15 protein-coding genes are annotated in these 13,569 nt (G+C 70.6%); 4 read left to right on the forward strand and 11 right to left on the reverse strand.

What is annotated here, in order from left to right:
* Positions 1-81: 81 nt before the first annotated feature.
* From ACZ5K7_RS14440 to ACZ5K7_RS14480, 9 genes are all read right to left on the reverse strand, one after another.
* Complete coding sequence (locus ACZ5K7_RS14440) at positions 82-825, reverse strand: TetR/AcrR family transcriptional regulator (RefSeq protein ID WP_351693274.1); 744 nt, start codon at positions 823-825, stop codon at positions 82-84.
* A 9-nt stretch (positions 826-834) separates the two neighbouring features.
* Positions 835-1,329, reverse strand: coding sequence for a thiol-disulfide oxidoreductase DCC family protein (locus tag ACZ5K7_RS14445; RefSeq protein WP_468913401.1), 495 nt, complete (start codon positions 1,327-1,329; stop codon positions 835-837).
* Positions 1,326-1,733, reverse strand: coding sequence for a hypothetical protein (locus ACZ5K7_RS14450; RefSeq protein WP_450972215.1), 408 nt, complete (start codon positions 1,731-1,733; stop codon positions 1,326-1,328). Before ACZ5K7_RS14450 ends, ACZ5K7_RS14445 begins: the two co-directional genes overlap by 4 nt.
* 95 nt (positions 1,734-1,828) lie before the next feature.
* Positions 1,829-2,239, reverse strand: coding sequence for a VOC family protein (locus tag ACZ5K7_RS14455; RefSeq protein ID WP_351693265.1), 411 nt, complete (start codon positions 2,237-2,239; stop codon positions 1,829-1,831).
* Between the two features lie 101 nt (positions 2,240-2,340).
* Positions 2,341-3,120 (reverse strand): succinate dehydrogenase iron-sulfur subunit, encoded by a 780-nt coding sequence (locus tag ACZ5K7_RS14460; protein ID WP_351693262.1) that lies wholly within the window; start codon positions 3,118-3,120, stop codon positions 2,341-2,343.
* Positions 3,120-4,874 (reverse strand): succinate dehydrogenase flavoprotein subunit, encoded by a 1,755-nt coding sequence (sdhA, locus tag ACZ5K7_RS14465; RefSeq protein WP_351693259.1) that lies wholly within the window; start codon positions 4,872-4,874, stop codon positions 3,120-3,122. Before sdhA ends, ACZ5K7_RS14460 begins: the two co-directional genes overlap by 1 nt.
* 19 nt (positions 4,875-4,893) lie before the next feature.
* Positions 4,894-5,376 carry a succinate dehydrogenase hydrophobic membrane anchor subunit gene (locus tag ACZ5K7_RS14470; protein WP_351693256.1) on the reverse strand — a complete coding sequence of 161 codons (483 nt, stop codon included), beginning with the start codon at positions 5,374-5,376 and terminating at the stop codon, positions 4,894-4,896.
* 5 nt (positions 5,377-5,381) lie between these two features.
* Positions 5,382-5,762: a succinate dehydrogenase, cytochrome b556 subunit gene (sdhC, locus tag ACZ5K7_RS14475; protein ID WP_071659649.1), complete on the reverse strand. Its 381-nt coding sequence runs from the start codon at positions 5,760-5,762 to the stop codon at positions 5,382-5,384.
* 188 nt (positions 5,763-5,950) lie between these two features.
* On the reverse strand, positions 5,951-6,523 hold the full coding sequence (locus tag ACZ5K7_RS14480; RefSeq protein ID WP_351693253.1) for a 2-oxo-4-hydroxy-4-carboxy-5-ureidoimidazoline decarboxylase: 573 nt from the start codon (positions 6,521-6,523) through the stop codon (positions 5,951-5,953).
* A 191-nt stretch (positions 6,524-6,714) separates the two neighbouring features.
* Here ACZ5K7_RS14480 and ACZ5K7_RS14485 point away from each other — a divergent pair, with 191 nt between their 5' ends.
* Both ACZ5K7_RS14485 and ACZ5K7_RS14490 read left to right on the forward strand, forming a co-directional pair.
* Positions 6,715-8,346, forward strand: a complete 1,632-nt coding sequence (locus tag ACZ5K7_RS14485; RefSeq protein ID WP_351694506.1) for a beta-N-acetylhexosaminidase — start codon at positions 6,715-6,717, stop codon at positions 8,344-8,346.
* Positions 8,347-8,422: 76 nt separating this feature from the next.
* Positions 8,423-9,211 (forward strand): DUF4328 domain-containing protein, encoded by a 789-nt coding sequence (locus tag ACZ5K7_RS14490; protein ID WP_468913408.1) that lies wholly within the window; start codon positions 8,423-8,425, stop codon positions 9,209-9,211.
* Between the two features lie 67 nt (positions 9,212-9,278).
* Here the strand turns inward: ACZ5K7_RS14490 and ACZ5K7_RS14495 are convergent, their stop codons facing one another.
* The gene (locus ACZ5K7_RS14495; RefSeq protein ID WP_468913411.1) at positions 9,279-9,458 is read right to left on the reverse strand and encodes a hypothetical protein; all 180 of its coding nucleotides are present in this window, start codon (positions 9,456-9,458) and stop codon (positions 9,279-9,281) included.
* A gap of 83 nt (positions 9,459-9,541) precedes the next feature.
* Here ACZ5K7_RS14495 and ACZ5K7_RS14500 point away from each other — a divergent pair, with 83 nt between their 5' ends.
* The gene (locus tag ACZ5K7_RS14500) at positions 9,542-10,081 is read left to right on the forward strand and encodes a hypothetical protein (RefSeq protein WP_351693248.1); all 540 of its coding nucleotides are present in this window, start codon (positions 9,542-9,544) and stop codon (positions 10,079-10,081) included.
* A gap of 156 nt (positions 10,082-10,237) precedes the next feature.
* A complete protein-coding gene (locus ACZ5K7_RS14505) occupies positions 10,238-10,618 on the forward strand; it encodes a hypothetical protein (RefSeq protein WP_468913414.1) in 381 nt (126 codons plus the stop codon).
* Between the two features lie 220 nt (positions 10,619-10,838).
* On the opposite strand, the gene ACZ5K7_RS14510 is transcribed toward ACZ5K7_RS14505, so the two are convergent.
* A complete protein-coding gene (locus ACZ5K7_RS14510; protein ID WP_468913416.1) occupies positions 10,839-13,112 on the reverse strand; it encodes a peptidoglycan recognition protein family protein in 2,274 nt (757 codons plus the stop codon).
* Positions 13,113-13,569 lie beyond the last annotated feature (457 nt).

A 13,569-nucleotide genomic window follows, 5' to 3' on the forward strand; every position in this document is an offset into this window, starting at 1 on the left:
CCCGTGGGCTGGTGTCGAGAAAATCATCGTAGGAAGCCGAGCCCCCCACTGTCCCCTTCGAACCGCTTCACCCGAAAGTGATCACTCGCCCCGGCGCCCCTTGCCAGCCGGGTCCGGCAGCACCCGCGTCATCCCCGGCAGGAAGTCCGTGAACAGCTCGTGCACCTCCAGCACGAGCGGCCGGAGCACCCGGAACCGCGCGAGGGAGACGCCTCGCGCGGTCAGCCGGGCCCCCCGCTCGGCGAGCCGGTAGCTGCGCTCCCGACCCTCGGTCCGGTCGAAGATCCAGTAGAGGACCAGGCCCATCTGCGAGAGCCACATCAACTCCGGCAGGACGTCCCGCAGTTCCGGCGCGACCTTGGTCTTCGCCCCGGCCAGCACCTCCCGGTGCACGCTGATCGCCTCCACGCGCGCGTGCTCGCTCTCCGGGGAGAACGGGCTGAGCGGGCTGTCGGGGTCGGCGGCGTTCTTGAAGAAGTGGACGGCGAACTCGTGGTACGGCAGGGCGATGTCCAGCCACACCTTCAGCACCCCCGCGAGCCGCGCCTCCAGGTCGGTCTCCTTGTCCAGGACCTCGCGGACCGCCGCCCGGTGCTCGGCGGCGAGCTGGTCGTAGAAACCCTGGATCAGGTGTTCCTTGCCGGCGAAGTAGTAGTACGCGTTGCCCACGGAGACCCCGGCCTCCGTGGCGATGGCCCGCATGGTGGTCTTCTCGTAGCCGCGCTCCCGGAACAGCCGCATCGCCGTCTCCAGGATCAGCGCGCGGGTCTGCTCGGACTTGCTGGGCGTATCGGCCTCGACAGGACCGTCGTTCTTCGCGGACACGGACAGAGCCTAACGAGTGGCGCAGACGTCGCCGGCACAGCCCGGAGGGTCGTAGACCCACCCGAGCCCGGGGTCGTACACCCACCCGTCCTCGCGCCGGTAGACCTTCCCGCCCCACTGGGCGCCCCGCCACCGGGCGGCGGCGAGCACCGCGCCCCGGGCCAGCCGGGCCCCGGCCGGGGTGCTCAGCCGGTGCGCCAGTGGCCGGTGCTCCCGCAGTGCCCACAGGACGACGATCCAGGCGGCCGTGTCCCGGTAGACCTGCCCGGAGTCGCCGATGACGGTGACCTCGTCGAGGGTGGCGGAGTGGTCGAGTCCGGGGAAGCGGGCGCGGGCCTCGTCCGACGCCGCCGGGACCAGGGTGAGCGGCACCAGCTGCGGCTGGCGCCCGAGCCAGTCGCGCAGGTGGGTGCAGAGGGTGCACTCGGCGTCGTAGAGAACGGTGAGCCCGCGGACCGGGACGCGCACGGCGCCCCGGTCGTCGGTGGCCGGCACGGTGCTCACGCCCCGGCCGCCGGCGCGGTCCAGCCCTGCGGCGGGACCGGCGGGAGCTGTTCCTTCTCCATGACCCCGCGCCGCCGTATCCGGTTGAGGACGTACACGTTGCCGAGGTGCATCACGCCGAGCACCAGCAGGACGACGCCGAGCTTGGCCGACAGGGTCTCGAAGATCTGCCGGGTGTCGTCGACGGTGTCGCTGGTGTGCAGGTACAGCGCGACGAAGCCGAGGTTGACGAGGTAGAAGCCGACGACCAGAAGGTGGTTGACGGCGTCGGCGAGCTGCTCGTTCCCGTGCAGTACGTCGGCGAGGAAGATCCGCCCGTTGCGGCTGAGTGTGCGGGCCACCCAGATGGTCAGTCCGATGCTGACGAGCAGGTAGATGACGTAGGCGATGACCGTGCGGTCCATGCCCCACCCCTTCTTGAACGCGTTCAAAAACGCTGACAGGGATGACTGTAGCCCTGCTTTTGAACGTGTTCAACTCAAGGGTGGAGTGACCCCGTTCACGCTCGCCGCGCCAGCTCCGGCCGTTTGCTGTAGTCGGTGAACCCGAGGACGTTTCCCCAGGGGTCGGCGATCTCGACGGTCCATCCGGTGGCGACGGAGAACGGCGCGTCGAGCACGGCGATCCCGGCCTCGGCCAGCCGCCCTGCCGCGACCCGCGCGTCCGGCACCTCCAGCCACAGCCGCGGCGCGGCCCACACCGGCGTCCGCCGACCCAGCCCCGCCTCGGCCCGCAGCAGGATCCCGGGCGTCTCACCCCCCACCTTCAGCAGGGCGATCCCGCCCTCGTCGAAGCGGAAACCGACCGTGAACCCGGCCCGCTCGTAGAAGGCGACGGCATCCGCGAGATCCCCGACGGGAAACAGCACGTTGTCGAACCCGAGCAGTTCGTACGACTCGTCATCTGACATACCGTCAGGTTAGAACCGCGCACCCGCACCGGCCGCAGACACGCGGAAGGGCCCCGCTCCTTCCGAGGAGCGGGGCCCTTGTGGTCCTGGCGGAGCCGGGATCAGAAGCGGCGCGTGATCAGGGCGCGCTTGACTTCCTGGATCGCCTTGGTGACCTCGATGCCGCGCGGGCAGGCGTCCGTGCAGTTGAAGGTCGTGCGGCAGCGCCACACGCCGTCGCGGTCGTTCAGGATCTCCAGGCGCTGCTCGGCCGCCTCGTCACGCGAGTCGAAGATGAAGCGGTGCGCGTTGACGATCGCGGCCGGACCGAAGTACTGGCCGTCGTTCCAGAAGACCGGGCAGGACGACGTGCACGCGGCGCACAGGATGCACTTCGTGGTGTCGTCGAAGCGCTCGCGGTCCTCGGCGGACTGCAGACGCTCGCGGGTCGGCTCGTTGGTGTCGTTCGTGATGAGGAACGGCATCACGTCCCGGTACGCCTGGAAGAACGGCTCCATGTCGACGACCAGGTCCTTCAGGACCGTCAGGCCCTTGATGGGCTCGACCGTGATCGGCTTCTCGGGGTTGATGTCCTTGATCAGCGTCTTGCAGGCGAGGCGGTTCTTGCCGTTGATCCGCATCGCGTCCGAGCCGCAGATGCCGTGCGCGCAGGAGCGGCGGAAGGTCAGCGTGCCGTCGACGTCCCACTTGATCTTGTGGAGGCCGTCGAGGACGCGCTCCTTCGGGTCGATCTCCAGCTGGAAGTCTTCCCAGACGGCGTCCGCGGAGACCTCCGGGTTGAAGCGGCGGATCCGGAAGGTGACCGTGATGTACGGGGAGTCGGCGAAGCCGGGCTCGGGCTGGCCGGCCGCGTCCGCCTTGTCCAGAACAGGGGTTGCCATCAGTACTTACGCTCCATCGGCTGGTAGCGGGTCTGGACGACCGGCTTGTAATCGAGACGGATGGACTCGGCGCCGTCGTCGCCCACCTCGCGGTACGCCATGGTGTGGCGCATGAAGTTGACGTCGTCGCGGTTGGGGTAGTCCTCGCGGTAGTGACCGCCGCGCGACTCCTTGCGGGCCAGGGCGGAGACCGCCATGACCTCGGCCAGGTCCAGCAGGTTGCCGAGCTCGATGGCCTCCAGCAGGTCGGTGTTGAACCGCTTGCCCTTGTCCTGGATCGAGACGTTCCGGTAGCGCTCGCGGAGCTCCGCGATCTTCTCCACGGCCGTCTTGATCGTCTGCTCGGTGCGGAACACCATGACGTTGGCGTCCATGGTCTCCTGGAGCTCCTTGCGGAGCGTGGCGACCCGCTCGTTGCCCGTCGAGGTGCGCAGCTTCTCGATCTGCGAGACGACGAACTCGGCCGGGTTCTCCGGCAGGTCCACGTAGTCCGAGGTGTGGCTGTACTCCGCGGCGGCGATGCCCGCCCGGCGGCCGAACACGTTGATGTCCAGCAGGGAGTTCGTGCCCAGCCGGTTGGCGCCGTGCACCGACACACAGGCGACCTCGCCGGCCGCGTACAGGCCCGGCACCACCGTGGTGTTGTCGATCAGCACCTCACCCTCGACGTTCGTCGGGATGCCGCCCATCGCGTAGTGCGCGGTGGGCTGGATCGGGATCGGGTCCGTGTACGGCTCGATACCGAGGTAGGTGCGCGCGAACTCGGTGATGTCCGGGAGCTTGGCGTCCAGCTGCTCCGGCGGGAGGTGGGTGAGGTCGAGGTAGACGTGGTCGCCCTCGGGACCGCAGCCGCGGCCCTCCCGGATCTCCGTGTAGATGGAGCGCGAGACGACGTCACGGGACGCGAGGTCCTTCATGACCGGCGCGTACTTCTCCATGAAGCGCTCGCCGTCCTTGTTGCGGAGGATGCCGCCCTCACCGCGGGCGCCCTCCGTCAGCAGGATGCCCATGCGCCAGATGCCGGTCGGGTGGAACTGGAAGAACTCCATGTCCTCCAGCGGCAGACCCCGGCGGTAGACGGCGGCCTGGCCGTCACCGGTCAGCGTGTGCGCGTTGGACGTCACCTTGAAGAACTTGCCGGTGCCACCGGACGCGTAGATGACCGCCTTCGCCTGGAAGACGTGGATCTCGCCGGTGGCCAGCTCGTACGCGACCACACCGGCCGACTTCTTGACGCCGTCGACCTCGGTGATCAGCTGGTCCAGGACGTAGAACTCGTTGAAGAACTCCACGCCCTCCTTGACGCAGTTCTGGTACAGCGTCTGGAGGATCATGTGGCCGGTGCGGTCGGCCGCGTAGCAGGACCGGCGGACCGGCGCCTCGCCGTGGTTGCGGGAGTGACCGCCGAACCGGCGCTGGTCGATCGTGCCGTTGGGCGTCCGGTTGAACGGCAGGCCCATCTTCTCCAGGTCGAGGACGGCGTCGATGGCCTCCTTCGCCAGGATCTCGGCGGCGTCCTGGTCGACCAGGTAGTCACCGCCCTTGACCGTGTCGAAGGTGTGCCACTCCCAGTTGTCCTCCTCCACGTTGGCCAGCGCGGCGGCCATGCCGCCCTGCGCGGCGCCCGTGTGGGAGCGGGTGGGGTAGAGCTTGGTCAGGACCGCGGTGCGGCTGCGCTTCGTCGACTCGATGGCCGCGCGCATGCCCGCGCCGCCGGCGCCGACGATGACGGTGTCGTACTTGTGGATCTTCATGATTCTCGCAGCCCCGTGCCTAGCGGATGTTCGGGTCGAAGGTGAAGATCACCAGTGAGCCCAGCAGGATGGTGAACACCGTGGCCGTGTAGAGCAGGCCCTTGAGCCACAGCCGGGTGTTCGCGCGCTCCGCGTAGTCGTTGATGATCGTGCGCAGGCCGTTCGCGCCGTGCAGCATCGCGAGCCACAGCATCAGCAGGTCCCAGACCTGCCAGAAGGGGCTCGCCCAGCGGCCGGCCACGAACGCGAAGCCGATCTTCGACACGCCGCCGTCGAGCACCAGCTGGATCAGCAGGTGGCCGAGGACCAGGACGACCAGCACGACGCCGGACAGGCGCATGAACAGCCAGGCGGCCATCTCGAAGTTGCCCCGGGTGGACTTCGGGGACTTCTTGGTGCGTTTGCGCGGGGCCTCGATGAGCGGGGCCGGGTTGTCGACGTTGAAGAGGGGGGCGCCCTCGACGGGGCCGACGCCGGCTGCGGTGGTTTCAGTGGTCGACATCTGCGTCAGCTCCCGAACAGGACACGAGCGGCGTGGCCGAGAACGGGGTAAACGGCCCCGGCCATCAGGACGACCCAGACACCGACGACCGTCCAGAGCATCTGCTTCTGGTAGCGCGGGCCCTTCGACCAGAAGTCGACGGCGATGACACGCAGGCCGTTGAGCGCGTGGAAGAGGATGGCGGCCACGAGGCCGTACTCCAGCAGTGCGACGATCGGCGTCTTGTACGTGGCTACGACCTTGTCGTAGTCCTCGGGGGAGACGCGGACGAGAGCGGTGTCCAGCACGTGAACGAACAGGAAGAAGAAAATGAGGACGCCGGTGACTCGGTGAGCCACCCAGGACCACATTCCTTCCCGGCCGCGGTACAGCGTTCCAGCCGGCACGGAAGTCCCTCCGGGAGCGGGGATTGGGGCCGCGCCGGCTTGGTGTCGGTCGGGCCCGGCCGGGTACGGTCCACCGGCCCCCAGCATCGTAGCGATGCGCTGCCGCTGGGCTTACGCCGGGCCTACCGGTGTGATCAAAGTGGCACGCGTATGGGTTAGCCGGGCGGCATCTGGGGTGGGTTGTTCGGTTATTTGCCGGGTGCGGCGCCGTTGGGGCTGGTCGCGCCCCGCGGCGGGGCCGCTGATGAGCACTGCCCCGCGCCCCTCAGGTAACTCGCCAGCCGTTCCCTTGCCAGGCACCGAAGCTCATCGGCTGCTACGACCCGCTCTTCCTCCGGATCGTTTGTCAAACGTGACCGGATGCCTTCCAGGACGCGGTCCAGGGACTCGCCCGGGGATGTGTCGCCCAGATAGATGACGAACACGTGTCCGAACTTGGCCTCGTAGGCCGCGTGGGCCGCGGTCAGGGCCGTGTGGGCCGCCGAGTAGGTGTCCGCGGGCAGCTCGGGAAGGCACTCGCGCGCCAGGGCCTCGGCCAGGTCCGCCGGGGACAGGTCGTAGGCCGCCTCGTCCGCCGCCGCCAGCAGGGACTCCACGTCCGGGTAGGGGCGGTGGTCGGCGAGCCGACGGGACCAGCGCAGGCTGCGCAGGCAGTGCAGGAGGAGGGCACCGACCTCGTCGTCGGGCGCGGTGTTGAAGGCGTCCAGCGGGGTGGGGAGGTGGGGCAGGCGGTGGGCGGGCAGCGTGGGTCCTCGCGTCACATGCGGTGTGGCAGGGGATGCTGAGAGAAATGTGTCGTTGACGCTATCGAGGACGTTCACGGTGTGTCGGTTGGTTGCCTCAGTTTCACCCGAAGGAGAGAGTTTCGGAGCGGTTGGATGACGACTGAGCGGTGGACGCGTCATAGGTTGGACCGGTGAGCCAGCACAAGCGCAGGCCCTCGGCGCGGCAGGTGACACGGAGACGGGCGGTGATCGCCGCGGCCTTCGTGGCAACCGTCGCGCTCGGCACCGGCATCGGCGTATGGGCCGCCACCTCGGGCGACGGCGACGGCAGGACCCCGGCCGGATCGGCCGCCCGGCAGTCGTCCGGCGGCGCGGCCGCCTCGTCCGCCGGTCGGGCCACGACCCCCACCCCCACGCCGACCCGCAGCTACCCCCTCTCCCAGGCCCCGCGCACCATCCCCGCCGTGCGCTCCCACACCCCCGCCCGCGGACCCGGCTGGCGCCCCGAGAAGGGCGGGCGGGTCGTGGTGAGCGACGCGGCGCTCATCGACGAGGGGCGGCTGACAGCGGGTGAGCTGGGACTGTCGTACGCCGGGCAGAAGGCGGCGAACGAGGACGTCAGGGCGGGCGACCTGCGGCTCGACCTCGGCGGGACGGGGGACCCGGAGTCGTACACGATGACCGTGCGCGGCGGGTCGGTGCGGATCAGCGGGCCCGGTGACGCGGGTGTCTTCTACGGCACCCGGACGCTCAAGCAGGAGGTGCGGGGCGGCGGCAGCGCCCCGGAGGGGGTCGTCAAGGACCAGCCGGCCAAGCCGCAGCGCGGGTTCATGCTGGACATCGCACGCAAGCCGTTCACGGCGGGCTGGATCGAAAGCCGGATAAGGGAACTGGGCGATCTGAAGTTCAACCAGTTCGGGCTGCACTTCTCCGACGACCAGGGGTTCCGGATCGAGTCCGACACCCACCCCGAGATCGTCTCCCAGGACCACCTGACCAAGGCGCAGGTCAAGGAGATCGTCGACCTCGCCGCCAGCCGGCACATCCAGGTGGTGCCCGAGATCGACTCGCCCGGTCACCTCGGCGCCGTCCTCGCCGCCCACCCGGACCTGCAACTGCGCAACGCGCAGGGCGTCGCCACCAAGGGCGCCGTCGACATCTCCCAGGACGACTCGGCGAAGATCGTCGACGACCTGCTCGACGAGTACGCCGACCTGTTCCCGGGCTCCTACTGGAACCTCGGCGGCGACGAGTACCAGGCGCTCACCGTCGCCGACCCGCAGGCCTCCTACCCGGGGCTGGCGGACGCGGCCCAGGAGGCGTACGGCGCCTCGGGCACCGTCGCCGACCTCACCACCGGCTGGCTCGACGACCGCGCCGACACCGTCCGCGCCCACGACCGGACCATGCGGGTCTGGAACGACGGCTTCTTCCGGGGCACCTCCGTGCAGCCCGCCGAGGACCTCCAGGTCGCCTACTGGACCGGCAAGGAGATCGGCGCCCGGCAGCCGGTGGAGTACCTCCGCGCGGGCCGGAAGGTCCTCAACTACAACGACGAGTTCCTCTACTACGTCCTCGGGGAGCCCAACACCTTCGTCTATCCGACCGGGCAGCGGATCTACCAGCAGTGGACCCCGCGCGTGCTGCGCGGCACCGGCGCCGTGGCCACGCGGTACGACCCGCAGATCCTCGGCGGCTCCTTCGCCGTCTGGTGCGACCTCGCCAACTCCCAGACGCAGGACCAGGTCGCCGCCGGCATCCGGATGCCACTGCGGGCCACCATCCAGAAGCTCTGGGACCCGGGCACCCCGGCCATGTCCTGGACCGACTTCAAGACGCTGGCGGGCCAACTGGGCTGACATGCGACGAGAGGTGGACGTACGGCGGTGACGGGCCGTATGTTCCGCTTCCGCGCGCGGACCAGGGGAGGGTCGCGTGCCCTACCCCGGGGGAACCGTCTTGATCTGCGCCCGCTGCCACCATTTCGCCGCCGCGCCCGGCGCCACCCTGTGCCAACGCTGCCAGGGCGCCTCGCCCGAGCCCGCCCCGGTCTTCGGCAGCGCGCCGGGGCTGTGGCTGCGCTCACCCGTGGGCCTCGGCTGGGCCGCCGCCGTGCTGCTCGGCGCGGTCGTCGCCGCCGACCTGTTCGCCGTCTGCGCGGACCTCCTCCAGTACGACGCCACGGGCGCCCTGGCCGACGGGGAGACCGGCGCCGCCGCGTTCCGCCGGGCCGACCGCGCCGACTCGCTCTCCGGCCTCGCCGTCGGGGCCCAGGCCCTGTCCCTGGTCAGCTGCGCGGTGGTGTACCTGTGCTGGTTCCACCGGGTGCGGGCCAACGCCCAGGTCTTCAACCCGTTCGGACACCGCAAATCGCCGGGCTGGGCGATCGGCGGCTGGTTCGTGCCGGTCGTGAACCTCTGGTACCCGCACCGGATCACCCTCGACATCTGGGACGCCAGCAGCCCGTGGGGGACGACCCGTTCGCATGCGCTGATCAATGCCTGGTGGACGCTCTGGCTGGCCTCGCTGTTCGCCGGCCGCGTCGTGACCGGCGGCAACGGCGACACCGAGGGCGCGGCCCAGGCCCGTGACGACGCCCTCGGGATGCTGCTCTCGGACGCCCTCGACATCGCCGCCGCCGTCCTCGCGATCCTCGTCGTGGTGCGGCTGACCCGGATGCAGCACGAAAAGGCGCTGGCGGGCGCCGCCCCGGCAGCACTCTGAGGCACGGCCGCACGCGTCTGGCGGACTCCGGCGCCCCTGTGGTGTGTTCGGCCCGGGACGGGACTACCTACCCGAACCCCACGACGCCGGCGGCCGTGCCGTTGCCCGGGCCGTCGAGGCCGGGCACCCCGCGGACCCCGGCGCGCTCCTCGCCGTCCTGACCGCCGACCTCGACCCGTCGGCGCCGTTGGCCGAAAACCCTTTCTTCCGACTGCTCGATCTCCTGGGCGTCGTACCGCTGTGACACTCCCGGGCCCTTGCACGCAGTAAGGGGAAGTGCGGGCTCCGTACAGGTCGGCGCCTTGGTACGTACCGATTGGGGGGCGTGGGATGAGCCTGGTGGAGCTGATCGCGCAGGCCGATGCACGCGGGCTGGCCGCCAGCGGACTGGCTTGTTTGGATCGGTGCGTGCCGCTGCTCGGCGGCGACGACCTGGTGCTGCGGCCGCTGTGGACGAGCCTCGCCGACGACTCCGGATGGGGCGAGGGCCTGGAGCAGGCCCGGGACGCCCTGGACACCGGCGACGCCGAGGCCGGGCTGCTCGCCCGCCGCATGCTCGACGCCGCCCCCGTGGACCGGGACCCCGACGAGGTTCGGCGGTGGGCCGACGCCTGTTCCGTGGCTTCGCTGCGCATCCACCGGCTCCTGGACCCCGCCGAGGACCCGGCCCCCTCCGTCGACACCCGCCGCGAGGGCGGCACCGAGGACATGTCCCCGCTGGTCGCCGCCGAACTGCGCCGCCAGGTCACCGTCCTCGAACTGCTCGCCGGCCACGGCGCGGCCGGGCTGCGCCGTGCGCTGGACGTCTCCACCGAGGGCCGCCGGGTGCTGCGCGCGGTGGTGTCACGCCGGGCGCGGGGGCGCGGCTGAACCGGGCCGGCAGGCCCGCCTGAGAGGTTCCTGTGAGTGCCGTGCGGCGGAGCTGCGGCGGAGTTGCGGGGGTCCTGTACCGGTTGCCGGAACACCCCGAACCGGAGTGACGAAACCGTCGCTGACCTCGCTTTTGCCTATGTGACAGTTCACCACGTGACAGCACAGCAGCAGACCAGGCCGCACGCCGCCACGAAACCGGCGCGCTGGGCGGCGGACGCGGTGGCCATGATGCGCGAGGGCGCGCGGGTCCGGCTCGACTACTCGGCGCAGAGTCTGTGGCGGGTCGACCGGGTGATCGAGGAGATACGCCGGGAGGGCGCGCCGTACGACGCCGTACGGGAGATGCTGCGCGGCCTCGGCTGCTACGCCGGCGAGGTGATCGCCCGTCAGACCGGCGCCGAGTGGTGGTCCTCCGGCGGCGACCACTGGGTCCGCACCCCCGACGGCCGGCTCTGGGACCCCGTCGACGAGGCCCGGCGGTGTTACGGCGGCCATGGTTCCCTGCGGCTGCTGTGCCGGGACGCCGTGGGGTAGCCATGGACAGCCCCGCGGGTCGGCGGGGGGCTTGGCGAAAGCACCGCAATAAGAGACGCGGGCATTCCCAAGTCGCCTGAGCGGCAGGGGGCGACGGGCGTACTGCTGCTGGGCGCGTTCGTCGCCGGAGTGGTCGTGAACGAGGACCGGGCGCCCGTCCCGCAAGCCGCGCGGGAGCGGACGCCCGAACCGGTGGACTCGGCCACCTGAGCTGCCTGAACTACTTGATGTACACCAGGCCGTCGGTCGTGATCGTCGGGCGGCCGCTGGTGCCGACCACCACGATCTTCACGGTGTGCTTGGCGCTGGACGACCAGGTCTTCGTCCAGATCGCCTGGCGGTACGAGGTCGTCGAGGACTTCAGCTCGACGGTCGCGACCTTGGTGCCGTCGACGTAGACGTACGCCTGACCCGAGGTGGACGCCCTGCTGACCACCCAGGAGGCGGACCGGCCGGTGAAGGTCCAGCTCAGGCTCGCGCCCTTGGAGCCGCTGGAGTACGACTTGCCGCCCAGGTAGTTGGTGGACGAACGGGACGTCCAGCTACCGGACTTGGTGGCCGAGGTCTCCTGCAGGATCACCGGGGTGAAGGACGGGGACGAGGTGCGGGTGTTGCCCGCGTGGTCGGACGCCTTCATCGACCAGGTGGACGCGGTGCCGGACTTGGCGGTGCGGCTGGAGCTGGTCGTGGTCGGGCCGAAGGTGGCCGTCGTCGGGGACAGCAGGCTCACCGACTTCAGGGCCGCGTTGTCGGTCGCCTTCCAGCCGAGGGTGACCGGGACGGCGGTGGTGCTGACGGTGCCGGTGCGCAGGGAGAGCTTCGGCGCGGTGGTGAAGGCGGGCACGGTGGTGTCGGTGACGACGGTCAGCGCGGAGGTCGTCGTGGTCTTGCCCGACTGGTGCACGGCCCGTACGGCGACGGAGTGGCTGCCCGCGGCGAGCGTGGCGCCGGCCGAGGCCGCCGTACCGGAGGCGGTGGCGGCGACCTTGCCGTCCACCAGCAGCTCGAACTTCGAGATCAGCGAACCGGGCGTGGTGGTCGACCACTTCGCCGTGATCGCGCCCTTGGTGTAGTACGTCGAGCCGGACAGGCTCGCACCGGACAGCGAGGTGAGCTTCAGGCCCTGCACCGGGCCCGACGCCCAGGCGCGGATGGTCGGCAGCTGGGGGTAGAGCGAGTTGCCGGGACACTGGGTGTTGTAGCCGTCACGGTGGCCGGAGATCCGGTTGAACGTGTACGAGGTGCCGGCCGTGAAGGTGGTGCCGAAGAAGTTCGTCTGGGTCGCGCCCGCCGTGAGCTTCACGGTCGTCGCCGGGTCGGCGCCGTACTGGCCGAGCTTCCAGGCGGCGAGACGGGCGATCGAGGCCAGGGCCGCGTCCGTGGCGCCGGCGGTGGTGTAGTCGCCGAGCACCGCGATACCGGCCGCCTCACGGTTCCAGCCGTAGGTGTGCGCGCCGAGCACCGGCAGGCCGACACCGCCCTTGCGGCCCTCGAAGATCGTGCCGCACTTGTCGACCAGGAAGTTGTAGCCGATGTCGTTCCAGTGCTCGGTCTGGGTGTGGTACGCGTAGATGCCCCGGATGATCGCCGGGGATTCCGAGCAGGTGTAGTCGTTGGTGCCGTCCGTGTGGTGGACGAAGACGGCCTTCACATCGGCGTTGTAGTCCGACGGGTCCGGGCTCAGCGACTCGTCGGCGCCCCAGCCAGCGCGCGAGACGATCGGCGGCTCGGGCACGGTGGACGGCGGCGCGGTGGGCGTGGAGGCCGACGGGCTCGCGGACGCGCTGTCCGTCGGCGTGGCGGACGCGGAGTCGCTCGGGGAGGCCGAGTCGGTGGCCGGCACGGACTCGGTGGGCGTCACGGACGCGCTGGGCGACGCGGAGTCGGCGGGCGACGCGGAGTCGGCCGGGGACGCCGAGTCACCGGGCGAAGCGGAATCCGCCGGCGACGCGCTGTCGCCCGGGATGGCGTCCGCCACGTACGCGGCCGGCTGCTCCTTCGTCTCCGCGGCGGTCGCCACCCCGGGGTCGACCAGGTTCACCTGGAGTCCCTTGGGCAGACCGGAGCTGGTGGAGCCGTCCTGGTGGACGACCTGGACCTGGACGCCGTCGGAGGGGCCGACCCACAGCGGCTCGGACGCGCCGCGCGCGTCGGCGCCGGCCTCCGGGTCCTCCAGCGGGTCGGCCGCCTCCAGGTCGTGCCAGGCGCTCCACTCGCCGGTCTCGACGCTCCGGGTGCGCACCTGGGCCGTGCCGTGCAGCCGCTTCGTCGCCCCCGTCCAGGAGACGCCGAGCAGCGAGAACTGACGGGTCTCCGTGCGCGGCAGCTCCCGCTTGCCGTTCGCCGTGTCCTTCAGTGTGAGGTCGTAGACCTTCACCGGCCGTCTGGCCTGCCCGCCCCCGTGACCGGAGGACGGGCTGGCGACCGCGTACGTCACCACACCCCCGCCGCCCAGGACCACCGCGCCGAGCGTCAGCCACGCCCGTCGCTTCATGCTCAAAGGTCTGTACGCACGCTTCCCGCGTGGACTCACTCGTCCCCACCCCATAGAAAAAAGACCACGGCTGTCGCACCTGTCACGTCTGTCGCAGGCGACTCTTAGACACAGCGTTCGACTCTGACCAAACGTCACTCACCGCCGGTCGCCACCGCGGACGGACCCCGTGCAAGGGGAGTCGGACCCGGCGGCCCGGCAGCGGCTGATCCAGGCTGCGGGCGGTGAGACGAACGTAACCGCGTACTGTGCCGAGCTGCTGGTGCGGACGACGACTTCCGGGAAGAAGCCGGGCGAATCCGGTAACACGAAGAAGCCCGACGACAGGGGCAACTCCGGCAGGGGCAAGTCCCCGAGCGGCGGGGGCGACTGGTCCCGCGCATCGCGAGCCGGGTGATCAACCGGCTTTGGGCGTCCCGATGTTGACGCGCCGAGCGGCACCGAAGCAACGGCCGAG

It is taken from the genome of Streptomyces sp. NPDC031497, assembly GCF_055580905.1.